16 protein-coding genes are annotated in these 20,437 nt (G+C 63.0%); 2 read left to right on the forward strand and 14 right to left on the reverse strand.

Going from position 1 to position 20,437, the window contains the following annotated elements:
* Nucleotides 1-8: 8 nt before the first annotated feature.
* Nucleotides 9-2,690: a cation-transporting P-type ATPase gene (locus ACF8C6_RS15825; RefSeq protein ID WP_392500161.1), complete on the forward strand. Its 2,682-nt coding sequence runs from the start codon at nucleotides 9-11 to the stop codon at nucleotides 2,688-2,690.
* Here ACF8C6_RS15825 and ACF8C6_RS15830 read toward each other — a convergent pair.
* Both ACF8C6_RS15830 and ACF8C6_RS15835 read right to left on the reverse strand, forming a co-directional pair.
* The gene (locus tag ACF8C6_RS15830; protein WP_277690451.1) at nucleotides 2,680-3,285 is read right to left on the reverse strand and encodes a flavin reductase family protein; all 606 of its coding nucleotides are present in this window, start codon (nucleotides 3,283-3,285) and stop codon (nucleotides 2,680-2,682) included. The genes ACF8C6_RS15825 and ACF8C6_RS15830 overlap by 11 nt on opposite strands.
* A gap of 5 nt (nucleotides 3,286-3,290) precedes the next feature.
* Nucleotides 3,291-3,569, reverse strand: coding sequence for a hypothetical protein (locus ACF8C6_RS15835; RefSeq protein WP_392500162.1), 279 nt, complete (start codon nucleotides 3,567-3,569; stop codon nucleotides 3,291-3,293).
* 136 nt (nucleotides 3,570-3,705) lie between these two features.
* On the opposite strand from ACF8C6_RS15835, the gene ACF8C6_RS15840 reads away from it, so the two are divergent.
* Nucleotides 3,706-4,713 carry a patatin-like phospholipase family protein gene (locus ACF8C6_RS15840; RefSeq protein WP_392500163.1) on the forward strand — a complete coding sequence of 336 codons (1,008 nt, stop codon included), beginning with the start codon at nucleotides 3,706-3,708 and terminating at the stop codon, nucleotides 4,711-4,713.
* Nucleotides 4,714-4,819: 106 nt separating this feature from the next.
* On the opposite strand, the gene ACF8C6_RS15845 is transcribed toward ACF8C6_RS15840, so the two are convergent.
* The 12 genes from ACF8C6_RS15845 to ACF8C6_RS15900 all read right to left on the reverse strand — a co-directional run bounded on the left by ACF8C6_RS15845 (nucleotide 4,820) and on the right by ACF8C6_RS15900 (nucleotide 20,404).
* Complete coding sequence (locus ACF8C6_RS15845) at nucleotides 4,820-6,352, reverse strand: YdgA family protein (protein ID WP_392500164.1); 1,533 nt, start codon at nucleotides 6,350-6,352, stop codon at nucleotides 4,820-4,822.
* A gap of 174 nt (nucleotides 6,353-6,526) precedes the next feature.
* Complete coding sequence (locus tag ACF8C6_RS15850) at nucleotides 6,527-7,579, reverse strand: AI-2E family transporter (RefSeq protein WP_392500165.1); 1,053 nt, start codon at nucleotides 7,577-7,579, stop codon at nucleotides 6,527-6,529.
* A 51-nt stretch (nucleotides 7,580-7,630) separates the two neighbouring features.
* Entirely contained in the window at nucleotides 7,631-8,434 is an 804-nt protein-coding gene (locus tag ACF8C6_RS15855; RefSeq protein ID WP_392500166.1) for a DUF4892 domain-containing protein, read from the reverse strand.
* Between the two features lie 8 nt (nucleotides 8,435-8,442).
* Nucleotides 8,443-9,096 carry a glutathione S-transferase family protein gene (locus ACF8C6_RS15860; protein ID WP_392500167.1) on the reverse strand — a complete coding sequence of 218 codons (654 nt, stop codon included), beginning with the start codon at nucleotides 9,094-9,096 and terminating at the stop codon, nucleotides 8,443-8,445.
* A 50-nt stretch (nucleotides 9,097-9,146) separates the two neighbouring features.
* On the reverse strand, nucleotides 9,147-10,010 hold the full coding sequence (locus ACF8C6_RS15865; protein WP_392500168.1) for an alpha/beta fold hydrolase: 864 nt from the start codon (nucleotides 10,008-10,010) through the stop codon (nucleotides 9,147-9,149).
* Complete coding sequence (locus ACF8C6_RS15870) at nucleotides 10,007-10,813, reverse strand: alpha/beta fold hydrolase (protein ID WP_392500169.1); 807 nt, start codon at nucleotides 10,811-10,813, stop codon at nucleotides 10,007-10,009. The genes ACF8C6_RS15865 and ACF8C6_RS15870 overlap by 4 nt, the downstream gene beginning before the upstream one ends.
* 125 nt (nucleotides 10,814-10,938) lie before the next feature.
* Nucleotides 10,939-12,252, reverse strand: a complete 1,314-nt coding sequence (brnQ, locus tag ACF8C6_RS15875) for a branched-chain amino acid transport system II carrier protein (RefSeq protein WP_392500170.1) — start codon at nucleotides 12,250-12,252, stop codon at nucleotides 10,939-10,941.
* Nucleotides 12,253-12,529: 277 nt separating this feature from the next.
* Nucleotides 12,530-13,417 carry a succinate--CoA ligase subunit alpha gene (sucD, locus tag ACF8C6_RS15880; protein WP_392500171.1) on the reverse strand — a complete coding sequence of 296 codons (888 nt, stop codon included), beginning with the start codon at nucleotides 13,415-13,417 and terminating at the stop codon, nucleotides 12,530-12,532.
* Complete coding sequence (sucC, locus tag ACF8C6_RS15885) at nucleotides 13,417-14,583, reverse strand: ADP-forming succinate--CoA ligase subunit beta (RefSeq protein WP_392500172.1); 1,167 nt, start codon at nucleotides 14,581-14,583, stop codon at nucleotides 13,417-13,419. The genes sucD and sucC overlap by 1 nt, the downstream gene beginning before the upstream one ends.
* A 188-nt stretch (nucleotides 14,584-14,771) precedes the next feature.
* Nucleotides 14,772-16,208, reverse strand: coding sequence for a dihydrolipoyl dehydrogenase (gene lpdA, locus ACF8C6_RS15890; protein ID WP_277690439.1), 1,437 nt, complete (start codon nucleotides 16,206-16,208; stop codon nucleotides 14,772-14,774).
* A 66-nt stretch (nucleotides 16,209-16,274) separates the two neighbouring features.
* A complete protein-coding gene (gene odhB, locus ACF8C6_RS15895; RefSeq protein ID WP_392500173.1) occupies nucleotides 16,275-17,501 on the reverse strand; it encodes a 2-oxoglutarate dehydrogenase complex dihydrolipoyllysine-residue succinyltransferase in 1,227 nt (408 codons plus the stop codon).
* A 71-nt stretch (nucleotides 17,502-17,572) separates the two neighbouring features.
* The gene (locus ACF8C6_RS15900; protein ID WP_392500174.1) at nucleotides 17,573-20,404 is read right to left on the reverse strand and encodes a 2-oxoglutarate dehydrogenase E1 component; all 2,832 of its coding nucleotides are present in this window, start codon (nucleotides 20,402-20,404) and stop codon (nucleotides 17,573-17,575) included.
* Nucleotides 20,405-20,437 lie beyond the last annotated feature (33 nt).

The raw sequence follows: 20,437 nt of genomic DNA on the forward strand, positions 1-20,437 counted from the left end.
AGGCCACCATGAACGCTCCACCGCGCACTCACTGGCATGCCTTGCCTGCCGCCGAAAGCCTGGAGCGCCTGGCCAGTCATCCTGCCGGCCTGGACAGCGGCGAAGCTGCCAGGCGCCTGGCCGAGCATGGCCAGAACCGCCTGCCGCAACGCCCCGGCAAAGGTCCGCTGCGGCGTTTTGCGCTGCAGTTCCACAACCTGCTGATCTATGTGTTGCTTGTCGCAGGCGTGGCGACCATGCTGCTGGGCGAGTGGGTCGACAGCTGCGTGATCTTCGCCGTGGTGTTGATCAACGCCGCAGTAGGCTTCGTTCAGGAAGGCAAGGCCGAACAAGCCATGCACGCAATCCAGAACATGCTCACGCTGAAGGCACGGGTACGCCGCGACGGCCAGGTGCTGCACATCCCAGCGGAGGAACTGGTACCGGGCGACCTGGTGCTGCTAGAAGCTGGCGACCGGGTTCCTGCGGACCTGCGGCTTCTCGAAACCCGCGACCTGCGCATCGAGGAGGCGGCACTGACCGGTGAATCGGTGCCGGCAGACAAACGCACTGTCGCCGTCCACATCGAAGCCAGCCTGGGCGACCGCGATAGCATGGCCTACTCCGGCACGCTGGTCAGCGCCGGCAGCGGCACGGGCCTGGTGGTAGCCACCGGAGCACATACCGAACTTGGTCGCATCAATCACCTGTTGGGCCATGTAGAAAGCCTACAGACACCTCTGCTCGCGGACATGGCGCGCTTTGCCCGGCAACTGACGCTGATCATCCTGGCCCTGGCAGCCATAACGTTCATATTCGGCACCCTGGTACGCGACTATTCCAGTGAAGACATGCTGCTGGCCGCCGTCGGCCTGGCCGTGGCGGCGATTCCGGAAGGCCTGCCGGCGGTGCTGACCATCATCCTCGCCCTCGGCGTTCGCCGCATGGCCGACCGCAGCGCGATCATCCGCCGCCTGCCAGCGGTGGAAAGCCTCGGCGCGGTCACCACCATCTGCTCGGACAAGACCGGCACCCTGACCCGTAACGAAATGACCATACAGCAGGTATTCACCGGCGAGCATCGTTATCAGGTCGACGGCATCGGCTATGCCCCACTAGGCAGCGTGTATTGTGACGACGGCCAGCTCTGCGCACTGGACAGCGCCGATGATCTGCGTGAGTTGACCCGCGCCGGCCTGCTGGCCAACAGCGCCAGCCTGCATCTGCGCGACGAACAGTGGTGCATCACCGGTGACCCGACCGAAGCGGCACTGCTCACGCTGGCCGGCAAGCTGGCGCTGAACCCGGAGCGAGAGGTCGCCAATCTCCCCCGCGTCGATAGCATTCCGTTCAGTTCCGAGCGGCGTTGCCTGGCCAGCCTGCACCACGATCATGGTGGCCACGGTCTGATCTACATGATCGGTGCGCCCGAGCGTCTGCTGGAAGTGTGCAATCGCCAGTGGCAGGGCGGTAGCGCTAAACCGCTCGATCCAGGCTTGTGGCAACGACACTTGGATGAAGGTGCCAGCCAGGGTTTGCGCATGATCGGCCTGGCCATGCGCCCGCTGGGACGGCCACAAAGCCAGCTGGAATATGCCGACCTGGACGGCGACTTCATCCTGCTCGGCCTGGTGGGCATGATTGACCCACCGCGCGAGGAAGCCATCCGCGCCATCGCCGAGTGCCACCGCGCCGGTATCGGGGTAAAGATGATCACCGGTGACCATGCCGCCACCGCAGGTGCAATTGCACGGCGCCTGGGGCTCGGCGGCGGTGCGCCGCTGACGGGCGCCGAGCTTGACCAGCTCGACGATGCGGCGCTGGAGGCACGGCTGGCCGACACCCATGTGTTTGCCCGCACTGACCCAGGCCACAAGTTGCGTCTGGTCGAACGCCTGCAGGCCAGCGGCCAACGCGTTGCCATGACCGGCGATGGCGTCAACGATGCTCCCGCGCTGAAACGTGCCGATATCGGCATCGCCATGGGCATCAAGGGCACCGAAGCAGCTCAGGAGGCTTCGCAGATGGTGCTGGCTGACGACAACTTCGCCACCCTCGCTCATGCGGTGGAGGAAGGCCGTACGGTCTACGACAACCTGAAGAAGTCGATCCTGTTCATCCTGCCTACCAACGGCGGCCAGGCACTGGTGCTGCTGATGGCCATCGGGCTGGGCCTGACGCTGCCCATCACGCCGTTGCAGATCCTCTGGGTGAACATGGTCACCGCGGTGACACTCGCCCTCGCCCTGGCCTTCGAGCCCGCGGAAAACCAGCTGATGCAACGCCCACCGCGTGATCCCAGGGCGCCGCTGCTGTCCGCCAGGCTGCTGTGGAAAATCAGCTACGTATCGCTGCTGCTGACCATCGCCAGCCTCAGCCTGTTTCTCCTGGCACAACACTGGGGCTGGTCTCTAGAAATGTCCCGCACCCTGGCCGTCAATGCGCTGGTCGCCGGTGAAGTCGGCTTTCTCTTCACCACCCGCCGCCTGCACGGCCCAGCCCGCTTCGACCACGCCAGCAATCCGATGGTGTGGGCCATGGTGGGCTGCATACTCCTGCTGCAGGCAGCCTTTACCTATTGGCCGCCACTGCAGAAGCTGTTCGGCACCGTACCGCTGGCGTTTTCGGCCTGGGGCCTGTGCCTGGGTGTGGCGCTGCTCGTCTGCGGGCTGACTGAGTTGGAAAAGCGCCTGAGTGGATTCAAGGCCTGAGCAGCGCAAACGTCTCGGTGGTGCGACAGTAGTGGCTGCCACCGAGACGCCCGACCAGGTCGAGACGCTGTGGATCGAGACGGCCCTGCTCATTCAGCACAGCATCGTCGATATGCGCCAGCAGCACCTCGGCGAAGATCAGATGGCAATTGGGCTGTTGGGCCGGATAGGGCTGGATCTGCGCCACTCGGCACTCGAAAACCACCGGGGCACCGCTGACGCGCAAGGCGCTCACCCGCTCGGCCGGCACCCCGGCAATGGCACAGTGCTCGAACTCGCTGACGCCGTGGGCCAGCACTGCCGCCGACGCATTCATCGCCTCTGCCTGAGCGTGACTGACCAACTGAATCACCAGTTCGCCACTGTCCTGGGCATTGCGCAGGGTGTCTTTCAGACTGCCATCGTCACGGCTGCCGACGTTCACCATCAGCGTCGGCGGCTCATCGCTGATCACCTGAAAAAAACTGAAGGGCGCAAGGTTGTCCCGGCCTGAGGCTGAGCGCGTCGATACCCAGGCAATCGGTCGCGGAGTAACGCTGGAGGCCAGCCAGCGGTAAGCCTCCAAGGGCGACAAGGTGGTGAAATCCAGTTGCATGGTATTTAGCGCCCGGCGCGGGATTCGCGAATATAAAAACGCGCTTTCTCCGCGTTTTCGGTGCAGCTCTGATAACCCTCGAACTGCTGCGAGGTCTTGGCCGTCGTCAGCAAAGCCAGCGCCTTGGAGTAACTCACGGTGCCGGCGAAACCTTCGGCCTTGGCGATGTCCAGCTCGCGCCAGGCCGCATCCAGCTGGTTGGCACAGCTATCGCGGTAAGCCGTTTTCCCGGCACAACCGGCCAGGGCAATAGCCGAAAACATCAGAGCGGCGATTCTTGTCATGGTGTTCTCCAGAGATTGGGTGGCGACTTTGATTGGCGATCCCCAGCAAAGTGCCCTGCGCCCCGCAGTCTAACAGCCAAGGTTGGCGCAGTGGCTCTAGACAGGTATGTTCGAGAGGTTTTTCCGGGGGATTTGTATGAGCAAGCGAGTGGCACTGGTATTGGGCTCCGGCGGAGCGCGCGGGTATGCGCACATCGGCGTGATCGAGGAACTGGAAGCCCGCGGCTATGAGATCGGCTGTATTGCTGGTTGCTCCATGGGCGCCGTGGTTGGCGGCATCTACGCCGCCGGCAAGCTGGGCGAGTACCGCGAGTGGACGGAGAGCCTGGACTACCTGGACGTGCTGCGCCTGCTCGACGTCAGCTTCCGCCTGGGCGCCATCCGCGGCGAGAAAGTGTTCGGCAAGATCCATGAGATCGTCGGCGAGATCGATATCGAAAGCCTGGCGATTCCCTACACGGCAGTCGCCACCGACCTGACCAACCAGCAGGAAATCTGGTTTCAGGAAGGCTGCCTGCACAAGGCCATGCGCGCCTCCGCGGCCATCCCCAGCCTGTTTACTCCGGTGACCCAGGGCTCGCGCATGCTGGTCGACGGCGGCCTGCTCAACCCGCTGCCCATCGTGCCGGTGGTGTCCAGCCACTGCGACTTGATCGTCGCGGTCAACCTCAACGCCCTTAACCAGAAGCACTACCAGCTGCCGGTGATCGAACGGCCGGCGGCGATCAAGGGCAAGATCGACCAGCTGATGGGTTCGCTCAGCGCCCGCCTGCCCTTCCTGCGCCGCGAAGCCGATGAAGAGGAAGAAGGCGAAGCCATGTTGGCACTGGAAAATCCCTGGGTCGAAACCAGCCAGTCAATCCCTGCCCCCAAGGAGGAAAGCGCGCCCAAATCCGCCAGCGATTCGCAGGTGGTGGGCGCGGTCGGTCCGGCTTCGCTACTGGAACTGGTCAACCAGAGCTTCGAGGTCATGCAGACGTCTCTGGCTCAGTACAAGATCGCCGGCTACCCCCCGGATATCCTGATCAACGTACCCAAGCGGGTATGCCGCTTCTTCGAGTTCCACAAGGCACCGGAGCTGATCCAGCTCGGTCGACAGATTGCTGCCGACACGCTGGACAAGTACGAGCAGGAGCATGGTTAAGCGCGGCTTCTGCCGTCCATACTCCCTGCGCGGCGCTTCAACCTGACACGAAAAGGCCCGCGACTCTGGGAGGCGGGCCTTGTTCAGCCGTGGGCGAGCTATTCACTTACCGCTCGATCACATCCAGTTCCGACTCCTCTTCATGCATGTCACCTGCGCCAAGCCCACCCAGGCCCGAGCCTGTGCTGAATGCCATCGCGACAAACTCCTCGACCGTCATCGACTTGCCGTTGAACTCCACATTGTCATCGGCGTAGTGCAGTGTCGAAACGATATTGTCGCCCTCCAACCTGGCCAACTCGGTGGCCTGCGCCATGCCGCCGGCCATGTCACCCATCATCGAGGCCTGCTGGGCGATCGCCTGCTGGTCGGTCTCGCCGGCGATAGCTGCCTGCAGCCCCACCATGTCACCGATCATCGCCTTGGAAACCGCCACCTTGGCATCCAGCTGGGCAATCAGCTGCTTGGCCAGCTCCGCTGGCGGTAGCTCGAAGGATTCCGGTTTATTCAGTTCCAGCGACAGGCTCAGGCTGCTTTCGCCGCTGGCGGTCTTGAACGCCAGCCGCTCCAAGGCGATGCCCGGGTTGCCGGCCAGCAGCTTGTCGACAGCGGCCATCAGCTGTGCCTGCTGCGCTTCAGAAAGCGATGGGACGGCACTGTCGCCGCTGGTTTCCGGTTGTTGCCCGCCGCTCTGCATCAGCTCGCCATACAGGCCGACCAGTGACTGCAGTGCCGCACCATCAAGGCTCTTCAGGCTCCATTGCATCTGCGCAGCCCCGAGGTCGTGGCCCCGGTAGCTGATCATGCCGACGTCATAGCTGTAACGCGCGGCCAGTTTGCCATCGGTTTCGCTGGTTTCATCGCGCTGCACCAGGTCGCGCAACACCACCGTAGCGCCCTCGTCGGCCAGCACTTCGATACGCTGCAGGCGCACTTCGTTGCGGCCCAGGTAGAAGTCGCTGGCGCCCTTCTCGGTCTGACTGTCGAGGCTCAGCCCCTTGAGTTCGATGGTCAGCGGCTGGTCGGTCGACTCCAGCCTGGAGTTGATACGCAGGTTGCCCATCGCGCCAGACGCCTTGATTGCCATGGCATCGGCGGTGCTGTCGAAGTCGACGTCGAGGCCGCTGAAACTCAGCGAGGTACGCTCATCGAGTACCGCCTCAAGCGGGCTGATCTGCAGTGTGCCTGTCACCGCGCGGTCATAGCCCAGACTCACCTGACCGCTGAGCGGCGACTTGCCAGCGCTGGCGGCGAACCACTTGGCGAGGGCTTCGTTGTGTTCCAGCTCATAGTTGCTGGTAGCCATGACCGGCAACAGTTTGGCCTGCTTGAGGCGAGACAAGGGGAATGGGCCGTGCTCGATATGGTCGGTGACGATCAGTTCGACCGGCTCACCCTCCACCGTGAAAACCATGCGATAGCGTGCTTCGCTGCTGAAGAACTGACGGTTCAGGGACAACAATTCGAGCGAAGCGCTGAGCCCAAGGACCGGAAGGCTGCTGGCCATTTCGGCGTTAGCCTGTTTGATCGATGCGTCGAGCACGCCGGGTAGCTGTTGGCCGGTATACCAGGCGCCTGCGGTGCCGATGGCTGCGATGGCCAGCACTGCCCCTGCAGCGATACCTGCAATCTTTTTCATCAGATGCTCCATGTTTGTGTTGGTCTTTCTTCCCTGAACCGCAAGGCACCTCTGCGGGCACCGCGGCGGTCAAGATATAACCGCGCCTGCACTGTCGCTTGAGCGGCGCAGCAGGCTAGCATCCGCAGACCCAGGCTCCAAGGCTGGCCTGGCGCGTATGCCAACCTGCTCCCGTTATGCCTGAGCTGGCGGCTCCTGCTCGTTCTTCACCCAGTCGTCGAGCAGGTTGAAGGCCACCGCCAGCAAGGTAGGCCCGAGGAACAGGCCCATGAAGCCGAAGGCCAGAATGCCGCCGAACACCCCGAGCAGCACCACCACCAGCGGCAGGTTGCCGCCACGGCTGATCAGGTAGGGCTTGAGCACGTTGTCCACGCCGCTGATGATGAACGCGCCCCAGATGCCCAGGAACACTGCCATGCCGTACTGACCCTGGCTGACCAGCCAGGCGGTGGCCGGCACCCATATCAGCGGAGGCCCCATGGGAATCAGGCTGAGCACGAACGTCAGCAGGCCCAGTACCAGCGCGCCGGGAATGCCGGCGATATAGAAACCGATCAGCGCCAGCAGGGCCTGAGCCGCGGCCGTGCCGATCACCCCATTGACCACCCGCTGTACCGTGCCGGCTACCAGTTCCAGGTAGTGCTCGGCGCGGCCACCGATCAGGCGTTGCAGCATGCTCTGGGCAAATGCCGCCAAGCGCGGCCCGTCCCGGTAGAAGAAGAACACCAGCACCAGGCTAAGCGCCAGCTCCAGCATGCCACCGCCAATCTGGGCACTGCGCGCCAGTACCCAGTTGCCTACCTCGCCAAGGTAAGGACGAAGCGTCGCGAACAGCTCCGAGCCCTCACGATCCACGCGCAGCCACAACTCCACCAGGTTCTGCCCCACCAGTGGCAGACTGCCGAGCCACGAGGGTGGGTCAGGCAGGCCATCGACCTGGAAGTTCTTGAACATCTCGTTGGCGTCGCGAATATGATCGGCCAGATTGAAACCCAGCCAGACCAACGGCACCGCCACCAGGACCATCCAGCCCGCGGTGAGAATGCCGGCGGCGGCGGCGGCGCGGCCATCCAGCGCCCGACTGAGCAGGCGCATCAGCGGCCAGCTGGCGAACGCCAGCACGGCGGCCCAGAACAGCGCGGAAAAGAATGGCGCCAGCACCCAGGCGCACGCGCCCAGTAGAGCCAGCAGGAGAATCTGCACCAGCAGGCGGTCGTTGTTCAGCATGGTTTCCACTTCCGGATACCGGGCGCTGATCGCCCGGCCCGCCATCATGCGTCAGCGCAGCATTCGTAACAACAGGCCAGAGCCCTCTGTCTCGCCGGTTTCCAGTCGGCTGGCGCGTACCCCTCGCTGCTCCAGCGTCGCACGCCAGGCTTCGGCACTGGCACCGTTGAGGCTGACCCGCAGCGTGCGGTCGAGCAGCAGCGTGTTGGCCAGCAGCTCCGCCCAGGTGTCATCCGGTTCGCCCAGTTTGGGTAGCGCCAGTTGCCCGCTCTGGCGCAGCTTTTTGCGCAGCGTGGCGGCGGCAGGAAGAATGTCCGCCAGGGGGGCGGCAGCATCCAGTTGTTCGGCATGCAGGTAGGAGCGGCGGTTACCGCGGGTGATGCCGTACAAGGCCAGCAGGCTGTTGTCCTGGGGTTCGGCCAGACGTAGCAGCAGGTAGCTCTGCCGCTCCTCGGGACCGTAGAGCTTGGCGTTGCCGAAGATGGCATTGGCCAGCAGGCTGCTGGAGCCGCAGTCACGGCCCTCACACCAGTACAGCAACTGCGCGCCAGCCTGGTCCAGGTGCTCACGGGCCTGTTCCAACACCTCGTCTGGGGAGTGTTCGTCAGGCAGGCGGTAGGTCAAGGCACGCACGCGACCTTCGACCAGCACTTCGCGCGACATGCGTATCTGGCCACTGATGCGGCGCACACCATCGAGTGGATAGCGACGCTCTTCGACCGCAGCATCGCGGTAGTCGACGATTTCGGCACGGGGAAAGCGCGGCAGGATATCCAGGTCCTGGCTGCCGGCAACGTCGGCGGCCAGAACGGGGGTGCAGCAGAGGGTCAGGCAGAGCAAGAGATGACGGGACATGCGCAACCTCAGCGTGTCAGCATGCTTTGCGCGGTTTTTACCAGGCTGCTTTCGTCGTCGGGACGACGCGGCACCTGCAACCCGCGTTGCACTGCCGGTCGCTCGCCGATCGCGCTCAGCCAGCGCTGCAGATGTTCCAGGCCTTCGACCGAGACGCCCGCCCAGTCGTGTACTCGCACCCAGGGGAACGTGGCGATATCGGCGATGCTGTAGTCACCGGCCAGGTATTCGGCCTCGCCGAGGCGGCGGTCGAGTACTTCATAGAGGCGACGGGTTTCGTGCTGGTAACGGTCAATGGCGCCCTGCAGCTTCTCGGGGAAATAGCGGAAGAACACGTTGGCCTGGCCCTGCATGGGCCCTACTCCCCCCATCTGGAACATCAGCCACTGCAGCACCAGAGAGCGGCCCTGAGCGTCACCGGGCATCAGTCGACCAGTCTTCTCAGCCAGGTAGATGAGGATGGCGCCGGACTCGAACACGGCAAAGCCATCATCGACAATGGCCGGGATGCGTCCGTTGGGGTTGATGCGGAGGAACTCCGGGGCTTTCTGCTCTTTCTTGTCGAACGACAAGGCGTGCACCTGATAAGGCAGCCCCAGCTCCTCGAGCGCGATAGAAACCTTGTGGCCGTTAGGGGTGGCAGCTGTATAAAGCTCAATCATGCAATTCTCCCGTTGCGTTCCTGCAAGCCTCGGCAGTTGCCGAGGCTGCGTCAAGGCCGCAGGAAGAAAGGATTGAAACAGTCTGCGACCTGCTGGGCTCCGGCCTCGTCATTCAGATGCAGATGATGGCCGCCCGGCAATACATGTACCTCAAACCCCGTAGCCTCGATCAGGGACTTGAGCCGCGGCTCGACGCTCATCTGCCCACCCTCGGCGAGAATCAGGCTGACCGGGCACTGCACCGCCTGCACGAAGTGCTCGACATGAGCGAAGGTCAGGCGCATGACCGAAGGCAGGGTCAGGCGGATATCCGTACGCCAGGTGTAACCGCCCGGCACGGGTTCCAGCCCGCGCTGGGCCAGCAGCTCGGCAGCCTCGCGGCTGACCGCAACCACGCCCTTCATCCGCGCCTGTACGGCCTTTTCCAGATCCGGATAGACCGGCTTCTGCTTGTTACGCACGGCCAGGCGTGCACGCAGCGCATCGCCAAGACGCTTGGGCGCGCTATCAGCCTCGGCGGTATAGGGCACCAGACCATCGATCAACGCCAGACGCTCGATGCGCTCCGGCACGGCCGCAGCCAGTAGAGTCGAAATGATCCCGCCGAGGGAATGCCCGAGCAGGGAGAAACGCTCCCAGCCCAGCTGCTCGGCCACCAGTAGTACATCCTCCAGGTATTCCCACATGCTGTAGCTGGAGTTGCTGGCGTAATGGCCGGAATGACCATGGCCGGGGAAATCCAGGGCAACGATGCGCAGCCCCCGGAGTTTCGGCGCCAGGCGGGCATAGGTCATGGCGTTGTCCAGCCAGCCATGCAGAGCGATTACCGGAAAACCATCCTCGGGCCCGAACAAATGAGCCGCCAGCTCGACATGCGGCAGGCTGAAACGGGTTTCCTCGACGCTGAAACTCATGCAGAACGCTCCATATCCTGATCCTGCCAGCGGCTGAACAGCTCACGCAGCAGTCGCGCCGTGTCCTGCGGCCGCTCCAGCGGAAACATATGCCCGCCGGGCAGACTGTGGTATTCGCCACGGGGCACTCGTGCCACCTGGCGGGCGTGGTGCGGCATCACCACACGACTATGTCGACCGCGCACGACGGCCAACGGCACCTGCAGCTGCTGCGGGCGCCCCGGTACGGTGTGTGGCACGCTGCGGTAAATACTGATCTCGGTTGCCGGGTCGAAACGCAAACGCAGGCCCTGCCCCTCCGCACGCAGGCCATGGCGTATGTAGGCATCCAGGCACTCCGGGTCGAAGCGGCGAAACAGGGTCTTGGCGGCGAAATAATCGCGGGCCTCCGCGAAATCGCTGAAGGCCTCGCGCCGACCGACCGTACGCCCGGCCGGCGTGATCCGGTCAATGAAACCAAAGCGTTTGGCGGCACGAATCACCAGCCGGTCGACCCCCGTCAGCAAGGGCGAATCGAGCATCACGACACCGCGGTACAGCTCGGGGTGCCGCAGCGCGGCATGGTAGTGCAGCACGCCGCCGAGGGAATGACCGACACCCCACACCGGCTCGTCAGCCTGTTGCAGATGCAGGATCAGCTCGTCTACCAGATTGTCCCAGTTGTCGTTGACCGGAAAGCGCGGATCATGCCCGTGCTGCTCCAGGTGCTGGACATTGAAGTCGGGCGCCAGGGCGGCGAAGAGTTTGGCGTAGGTCGCCGACGGGAAACCGTTGGCGTGAGCGAAGAAGACAGATTGCGACATGGCGGCAAACTACGAATGAGTTGCCGAGGATTGTCCGGCACACCCAGGCAGGCGGCAATCGCCAGAAAGTGCCAGATATGCCAAACAAGCGGTTGGGCGCGCCAAACGGCGCGCCCTAGAGGGATTTAACAGGCTTGCGCGCGCGGCTCGCCACGCAGACGGTCGAACACCGCAGAGCAGAGCAGGGTCAGCGCCACTGGCAACAGCCAGCCAAGACCTTGCTCGGCCAGTGGCAAGTGGCTGAAGAAGCCTGGCACCACGCCGTTCAGGCCAGCAGCATTGAGACCGTCGACCAGACCGAACAACAGCGCCACCAGCATCACCGGCACAAACACCCGCGACTGCGAACGCCACAGACCATTGAGCAGGCTGAGACCGACCAGCACGATGGCCAGGGGATAGAGACCGACCAGTACCGGGATGGAGAAGCTGATCAGCTGGGTCAGCCCCTGATTGGCCACCACCAGGCTGAACAGGCCACAGATCAACACTACGCTGCGGTAGGACAACGGCACGAGCTTGCTGAAGTACTCGCCGCAGGCGGTCAACAGGCCCACAGCGGTAGTCAGACAGGCCAGGGTAATCACCACCGCCAGCAACAGGCTGCCGTACAAACCAAAAGTGTGCTGCACATAGGTGGTCAGCACCTGAACACCATTCTGCGCATCGCCGGCAATACCCTGGCTGGTCGCCCCGAGGTAGAACAGCGCCAGGTAGACCAGCGACAAGCCGACGGCCGCGATGACACCGGCAATCACCGAATAACGGGTGACCAGGCCCTGATCGTCCACGCCGCGATCACGAATGGCCGTGGCGATGACGATACCGAACACCAGCGCGCCCAGGGTATCCATGGTCAGGTAACCTTCGAGGAAACCCTTGATGAACGGCATGGTCTGGTAGGACTCGCTGCTCTGACCGATCTCGCCAGCCGGCACGGTCAGCGCAGCGCCACCGAGGACCAACAGCGACGCCAGCAGCACGGGGGTGATGAACTTGCCGATACTGTCCACCAGCTTGCCGGGGTTGAGGGCCAGGAACAGCACTGCGGCGAAGTAAGCCAGGGTGTAGATCAACAGTGGCGTACCGTCATTGCCGGTAAAGGGCGCGATGCCCATTTCGAAAGACACGACGGCCGTACGTGGAGTGGCGAACAGTGGACCGATGGCCAGGTACACGGCCACTGCCAGCAGCGTGCCAGCCTTGCGGCCCAGCGGTGCGGTCAGCTCGTCCATGCCGCCGCCGACACGGGCCAGAGCGACCACCGTCAGCAGTGGCAGACCGACGCCGGTAATCAGGAAGCCAAACGCGGCGGACCAGACGTTTTCACCCGCAGCCATACCGGCGCTGGGCGGAAAGATGATGTTGCCTGCACCCAGAAACAGGGCGAAGGTCATGAAGCCCAGGGCCAGAAGGTCGAGGCTTTTCAAACGAGTCATAGCAGGAAGTACCACAGGCAGAAATTCATGGAATACGGCAGGGTTTCCGCTGGATTGGGAAACGTCACCATCCCGGTTGGAGGATGGCCACTGGCTTTCCCTGCCCTACCCTTGTGGGGCCTGGTGGGAAAATAGTTGCAATACTAACGATTCAGGCGACAAACCGCGGCAGGTGCCGGTCGGGCTGTCGATGGCACGCAACAAAGTGTCGCCAGAGCGCAAGTTGCAGCCATGAAAAAGGCCGCCCGCAGGCGGCCTCTTCCCAGTCGCGAAAGCCTTAGGCTTTCTTGACTTCCCAGCCAGTCAGCTCGGCCAGGGCCTTGCCGATGTCAGCCAGGGAACGCACGGTTTTCACACCGGCGTCCTGCAGAGCCGCGAACTTCTCGTCCGCAGTGCCCTTGCCACCGGAGATGATGGCGCCGGCGTGGCCCATGCGCTTGCCGGGCGGTGCGGTCACACCAGCGATGTAGGACACTACAGGCTTGGTGACGTTGGCCTTGATGTAGGCCGCGGCTTCTTCTTCAGCGCTGCCACCGATCTCACCGATCATCACGATCGCTTCGGTCGCCGGGTCTTCCTGGAACAGCTTCAGGATGTCGATGAAGTTGGAGCCCGGGATCGGGTCGCCACCGATGCCCACGCAGGTGGACTGGCCGAAGCCGGCGTCGGTGGTCTGCTTCACGGCTTCATAGGTCAGGGTGCCGGAACGCGACACGATGCCTACCTTGCCCGGCAGGTGGATGTGACCCGGCATGATGCCGATCTTGCACTCGCCGGGAGTGATCACGCCCGGGCAGTTCGGGCCGATCAGGCGTACGCCCAGCTCGTCGCACTTGACCTTGGCATCCAGCATGTCGAGGGTCGGGATGCCTTCGGTGATGCACACGATCAGCTTGATGCCGCCGTTGGCCGCTTCCAGGATCGAGTCCTTGCAGAACGGAGCCGGAACGTAGATTACCGAGGCTTCAGCGCCGGTGGCTTCTACAGCTTCCTTGACGGTGTTGAACACCGGCAGGCCCAGGTGGGTGGTGCCGCCCTTGCCGGGAGTCACGCCGCCAACCATCTTGGTGCCGTAGGCGATGGCTTGTTCGCTGTGGAAAGTACCCTGCGAGCCGGTGAAGCCCTGGCAGATGACTTTGGTGTCTTTATTGATCAGGACGCTCATTACTTGCCCTCCGCGGCTTTAACGACCTGCTGGGCAGCGTCGGTGAGGCTGGTAGCCGCGATGATGTTCAGACCGCTGTCGGCCAGGACCTTGGCGCCCAGCTCGGCATTGTTACCTTCCAGACGCACGACGACCGGCACTTTCACGCCGACTTCTTTCACGGCGCCGATGATGCCTTCGGCAATCATGTCGCAACGCACGATACCGCCGAAGATATTCACCAGTACGGCAGCCACGTTGCTGTCGGACAGGATGATCTTGAAGGCTTCGGTCACGCGCTCTTTGGTCGCACCACCGCCCACGTCGAGGAAGTTGGCCGGCTTGCCGCCGTGCAGGTTGACGATGTCCATGGTGCCCATGGCCAGACCGGCACCGTTGACCATGCAGCCGATGTTGCCTTCCAGCGCGACGTAGTTCAGCTCCCACTTCTGCGCATGGGCTTCACGAGCGTCGTCCTGGGACGGGTCGTGCATGGCGCGCAGCTTGGGCTGACGGTACATGGCGTTGGAGTCGATGTTGATCTTGGCGTCCAGGCAGTGCAGGTTGCCGTCTTTCTTGATCACCAGCGGGTTCACTTCCAGCAGCGCCAGGTCGTAGTCCTGGAACAGCTTGGCCAGGCCAACGAAGATGTTGGTGAACTGCTTGATCTGGTCGCCCTGCAGGCCAAGCTGGAAGGCCAGCTCGCGGCCCTGGTACGGCTGAGCGCCAACCAGCGGGTCGATGGTGGCCTTGAGAATCTTCTCAGGGGTGTCGTGAGCAACTTTCTCGATGTCCACGCCACCTTCGGTGGAAGCCATGAACACGATACGGCGGCTGGAACGGTCGACAACGGCGCCGAGGTACAGCTCCTTGTCGATGTCGGTGCAGGATTCAACCAGAATCTTGCTCACCGGCTGGCCATTGGCGTCGGTCTGGTAGGTCACCAGGTTCTTGCCCAGCCAGTTGGAGGCGAACGCCTTGGCGTCTTCCTTGTTCTTGACCAGCTTGACGCCGCCCGCTTTACCGCGGCCACCGGCGTGCACCTGGGCTTTGACAACCCACTCGCTGCCACCGATCTTTTCGCAGGCCGCAGCCGCTTCTTCCGGGGTGTCTACAGCGTAGCCAGTGGATACCGGCAGGCCGTATTCAGCGAACAGCTGCTTACCCTGATACTCGTGAAGATTCATGCTTATCTACCGTTCTTCGTTTAGGTATTGCGCATTCGGCGCTGCGCTCATGGCACCGCGCCACCTGTGACTGCTCTGGTTAGCAGTCCGACGGACATTCCTGCGACCGACTCTAGCGAATCGCCGCGGGCCGCCCGCCGTGGTTGTGCCGCTGCATGAGCGCCCCGTTATACGAGGCGCTCGCTGCATCAACGCTTCTTGCGATTGGCGATGTGGATGGCGTGGCCATTCACCGCCAGGGCTGCTTCGTGCAGTGCCTCGGACAGAGTCGGGTGCGAGAACACCATCATGCCCAGGTCTTCGGCGCTGGTGCCGAATTCCATGCCGATGGCGCCCTGCTGGACCAGCTCGGCCGCGCTCGGACCAATTACATGCACACCCAGCACGCGGTCGGTGTTGGCATCGGCGATGACCTTGACCAGACCAGCGGTGTCGTTGGCAGCCATGGCACGGCCACTGGCGGCAAACGGGAAGGTACCGACGTTAATCGCCACGCCTTCGGCCTTGAGTTGCTGCTCGGTCTTGCCGACCCATGCGATTTCCGGGTGGGTATAGATCACCGACGGAATCAGGTCGTAGTTCATCTGGGCCTTGTGACCGGCGATACGCTCGGCAACCATCACGCCCTCTTCGGAGGCCTTGTGCGCCAGCATGGCGCCGCGTACCACATCACCAATGGCATAAACGCCCGGCACGCTGGTCTCGCACTGATCGTTGACGTAAATGAAGCCGCGCTCGTCCAGCGTCACTTCGCTGTCGGCAGCCAGCAGGTCAGTCGTCACTGGACGGCGACCGACGGCGACGATCAGCTTGTCGAAGGTCATCTTCTGCTCGCCAGTGGCGTCGGTGAAGGTCACGGTGACCTGCTTCTTCTTCACTTCGCTGCCGGTGACGCGAGCGCCCAGGCGGATGTCCAGGCCCTGCTTGCTGAAAATCTTCAGCGCTTCCTTGGAGATCTGTTCGTCGGCGCTGGCGAGGAACTTGTCCATCGCTTCCAGCACGGTGACTTCGGCGCCCAGACGGGCCCATACCGAGCCCAGCTCCAGACCAATGACGCCGGCGCCGATCACGCCCAGCTTCTTCGGTACGGCCTGGAACTCCAGAGCGCCGGTGGAGTCGACGATCACATCCTGATCAACCGGAGCCGGCGGGATATCAACCGGACGGGAACCGGAAGCGAGGATCACGTTTTCGGCTTCGACGATCTGGGTCTTGCCGTCCAGACCGGTGACTTCCACTTTCTTGCCGGCCAGCAGCTTGCCGTGGCCTTCCAGCAGGGTCACGCCGTTGGATTTGAACAGGCCAGCAACGCCGCCAGTCAGGTTCTTGATGATGGTGTTCTTGCGCGCGACCATCTGCGGCACGTCAATGGTGACGCCCTTGGCTTCGATGCCGTGCACTTTGAAGCCTTCATGGGCCTCGTGGTACTTGTAGGAGCTGTCCAGCAGCGCCTTCGACGGGATGCAGCCGACGTTCAGACAGGTGCCACCCAGGGCCACCTTGCCATCCTTGTCCTGGTACTTCTCGATGCAGGCGGTCTTCAGACCGAGTTGAGCTGCTTTGATGGCGGCTACATAGCCGCCGGGGCCGGCACCGATGACTACCACGTCGAATTTCTGGGTCATAACGTATTCCTTCTCAAATAAACCGGACGGCCCTGCTTATAGGGCCGCCGTTGGAGAAACTGGCTTTTAGATATCCAGCAGCAGGCGCGCCGGGTCTTCCAGCAAGTTCTTGATGGTTACCAGGAAGGTCACGGCTTCCTTACCATCGATCAGGCGGTGGTCGTAAGACAGCGCCAGGTACATCATCGGGCGAATCACCACTTGGCCATTGACGGCCATCGGGCGTTGAATGATGTTGTGCATGCCCAGGATGGCGGCTTGCGGCGGGTTGACGATCGGGGTCGACATCATCGAACCGAAGGTACCACCGTTGGTGATGGTGAAGGTGCCGCCGGTCATCTCGTCGATCGACAGTTTGCCTTCACGCGCCTTCTTGCCGAAGGTGGCAATGCCGTTCTCGATCTCGGCCAGGCTCATCAGCTCGGCGTTGCGCAGTACCGGCACTACCAGGCCACGGTCGCTGGAGACGGCCACGCCGATGTCCTGGTAGCCGTGGTAGACGATGTCGTTGCCGTCGATCGAGGCGTTGACCGCCGGCAGACGCTTCAGCGCCTCGACAGCCGCCTTGACGAAGAAGGACATGAAGCCCAGGCGCACGCCATTATGGGTCTTCTCGAACAGATCCTTGTACTTCGAACGCAGGGCCATGACCTCGGTCATGTCAACTTCGTTGAAGGTGGTCAGCTGAGCCATGGTGGACTGGGCTTCGACCAGACGCTCGGCGACCTTGGCACGCAGGCGGGTCATCGGTACGCGCTTCTCGACGCGGTCGCCCGCGGCGAACAGCGGTGCATCGGCAGCCGGAGCAGCCGGCTTGGCGGCCGGGGCTGCTGCCGGAGCGGCTTTCTTGGCGGCGACGGCAGCGACGGCGTCTTCCTTGGTCACACGGCCACCTTTGCCGGTGCCAGTGATGGAATTCGGGTCGATACCGCCCTCCTCCGCGATCTTGCGCGCAGCAGGCGACAGGATGGCGTCATCGGCAGCAGCCGGGGCGGCAGCAGCGGCAGGTGCCGCGGCCGGAGCGGCAGCAGCTGGAGCAGCGGCGACCGCAGCGCCGGCATCACCCAGTTTGCCCAGCAGTTCGCCGGACAGCACGGTGTCACCCTCGTTCTTGACGATCTCGGCGAGAACGCCGTCGGCTTCGGCGAGTACTTCCATCACCACCTTGTCGGTTTCGATGTCGACGATCAGCTCATCGCGCTTGACCGCATCACCCGGCTTCTTGTGCCAGGTAGCCACGGTGCCGTCGGCGACCGATTCCGGGAAGGTTGGGGCTTTGATCTCGATAGCCATTGTGTGTGTTTCCTTAAATTCGTTTCTTCAGGGGGCGACGACCCATGCCGTCGCCCCAATGCGCGAAGGCGTTAAACAGTAAAGGCGTCGTTCAGCAGTTTTTCCTGCTGCTCAGCGTGCATCGAAGCGTAGCCACAGGCCGGCGCGGCCGAGGCATCGCGACCGGCATACTCAAGGAACAGGCCCTTTTTGTGCGCAGTAGCAACGCGACGCATGTGGTGCTGGCTGCAGTACCAGGCGCCCTGGTTCATCGGCTCTTCCTGGCACCAGACGATGTGCTTGAGGTTCTTGTAAGGCGCCAGCGCCTCGGTCAGGTCATCTTCCGGGAACGGATAGAGCTGTTCGATACGGACGATGGCGATGTCCTCGCGGCCTTCGGCACGGCGCTTGGCCAGCAGGTCGTAGTAGACCTTGCCGCTGCATAGAATCAGGCGCTCGACCTTCTTCGGCTCGATCGGATCGATTTCGCCGATCACGGTCTGGAACGAGCCTTCGGCCAGTTCTTCCAGGGTCGAGATGGCCAGCGGGTGGCGCAGCAGCGACTTCGGCGTCAGTACCACCAGCGGCTTGCGCAGCGGGCGAATCACCTGGCGACGCAGCATGTGGTAGACCTGCGCCGGGGTGGTCGGCACGCAAACCTGCATGTTGTGCTCGGCACACAGCTGCAGATAACGCTCCAGGCGTGCGGAGCTGTGCTCCGGGCCCTGCCCTTCGTAGCCGTGCGGCAGCAGCATGGTCAGGCCGCACAGACGCCCCCACTTGTGCTCGCCACTGGAGATGAACTGGTCGAACACCACCTGGGCACCGTTGGCGAAGTCACCGAACTGGGCTTCCCAGATCACCAGCGCGTTCGGCATGGTGGTGGCATAGCCGTATTCGAACGCCAGTACCGCTTCTTCCGAGAGGAAGGAGTCGTACAGCTGGAAGCGCGGCTGACCTTCGTAAAGGTTCTGCAGCGGCAGATAGGTGGTGGCGTCTTTCTGGTTGTGCAGCGCCGCATGGCGGTGCGAGAAAGTACCGCGACCGACATCCTGACCAGTCATGCGGACAGGATGGCCTTCGAACAGCAGGGTGGCGTAGGCCAGGTTCTCGGCGTAGCCCCAGTTGATCGGCATGGCACCGGCGGTCATCTTGGCGCGGTCTTCCAGCACCTTGGCGACCTGACGCTGCAGCACGAAACCTTCCGGGATTTCCAGCAGCTTGCTGGCCAGATCCTGCAGCGTCTTCAGCTCGAAGCGAGTGTCGTGACGCGCGGTCCAGGCATGGCCCAGGTAGGGTTTCCAGTCGACGAACAGTTCCTTGTTCGGCTCCTTGACCAGGCTCTTGACCACATGCTGGCCATTGTCCAGTGCGCTACGGTATTCCTCGACCTTGGCCTTGACCGCCTCTTCATCGATGCGGCCGCTCTGTACCAGGCTCTCGGCATACTGCTCACGCGTGGTGCGCTGCTTGGCAATCTGCTGGTACATCAGCGGCTGGGTGCCGCTCGGCTCGTCGGCCTCGTTGTGACCGCGACGACGGTAGCAGACCAGGTCGATGACCACGTCGCGCTTGAACTGCATACGGTAGTCAACGGCCAGCTGGGTGACGAACAGCACCGCTTCCGGGTCGTCGCCATTCACGTGCAGAATCGGCGCCTGGATCATCTTGGCGACGTCGGTGGCGTACTCGGTGGAACGCGCATCGTCGGCACGACTGGTGGTGAAGCCCACCTGGTTGTTGATGACGATGTGGATGGTGCCACCTGTCTTGTAGGCACGGGTCTGCGACATCTGGAAGGTTTCCATGACCACGCCCTGACCGGCGAATGCCGCGTCACCGTGGATGGAAATCGGCAGTACCTTGTCGCCAGTCGTATCCTGACGGCGATCCTGGCGCGCACGCACGGACCCTTCGACCACAGGGGATACAATTTCCAGGTGCGACGGGTTGAACGCCAGCGCCAGGTGCACTTCGCCGCCCGGAGTCATGACGTTGGAGGAGAAGCCCTGGTGGTACTTCACGTCGCCAGAGGACAGGCCTTCGACCTGCTTGCCTTCGAACTCGTCGAACAGGTCGCGCGGGTTCTTGCCAAAGGTGTTGACCAGTACGTTCAGGCGGCCACGGTGGGCCATGCCGATAACGATTTCCTGGGTACCATAGGAGCCGGAGCGCTGGATGATCTCGTCCAGCATCGGAATCAGACTCTCGCCGCCCTCCAGACCGAAACGCTTGGTGCCCGGATACTTGGTGCCCAGGTATTTTTCCAGGCCTTCGGCAGCCGTCAGGCGCTCAAGCACATGGCCTTGCACGTCGGCGGAGTACGCCGGACGGCCACGAACGCTTTCCAGACGCTGCTGGAACCACTTGCGCTGGTCGGAGTCGACGATATGGGTGAACTCGGCACCGATGGTGCGACAATATGTCTGCTGCAGGGACTCGTGGATTTCTCGTAGAGTCGCCTCCTCCTTGCCGATGTAAAGCTCACCGGTGCGGAAGGTAGTGTCGAGGTCGGCGTCGGTCAGCCCGTAATGGTTGACCGCCAGGTCGGCCGGCACGGGACGCTGCCACAGACCCAGCGGGTCGAGCGACGATGCCTGATGGCCGCGCATGCGGTACGCCTGGATCAGACGCAGTACTTCCACCTGCTTCTTCTCGTGCTCGCTGCTCACGCTCCCGGCGGAGACCGGTTGAGCGCGGCGCTGGTTCTTCGCCAGCAGCACGAACTGATCGCGCACCGTGGAGTGCGAGACATCAGTGGCGGAATTGCCATCAGTCGGCAATTTCTGGAAGTAAGTGCGCCATTCTTCTGGCACAGCGTTGGGATCGTGCAGGTAGAGCTCGTAGAGCTCTTCCACGTAGGCTGCGTTGCCACCTGATAGGTGGGCGCTTTCCCACATGCGCTGCATCACGCTTTCTTGCATGCTTGGTCACCCTCGGTAAGGGGACACCACCGG

Origin of the sequence: Pseudomonas sp. zbq_18 (assembly GCF_043102245.1) — a bacterium.
GTDB lineage: Bacteria > Pseudomonadota > Gammaproteobacteria > Pseudomonadales > Pseudomonadaceae > Aquipseudomonas.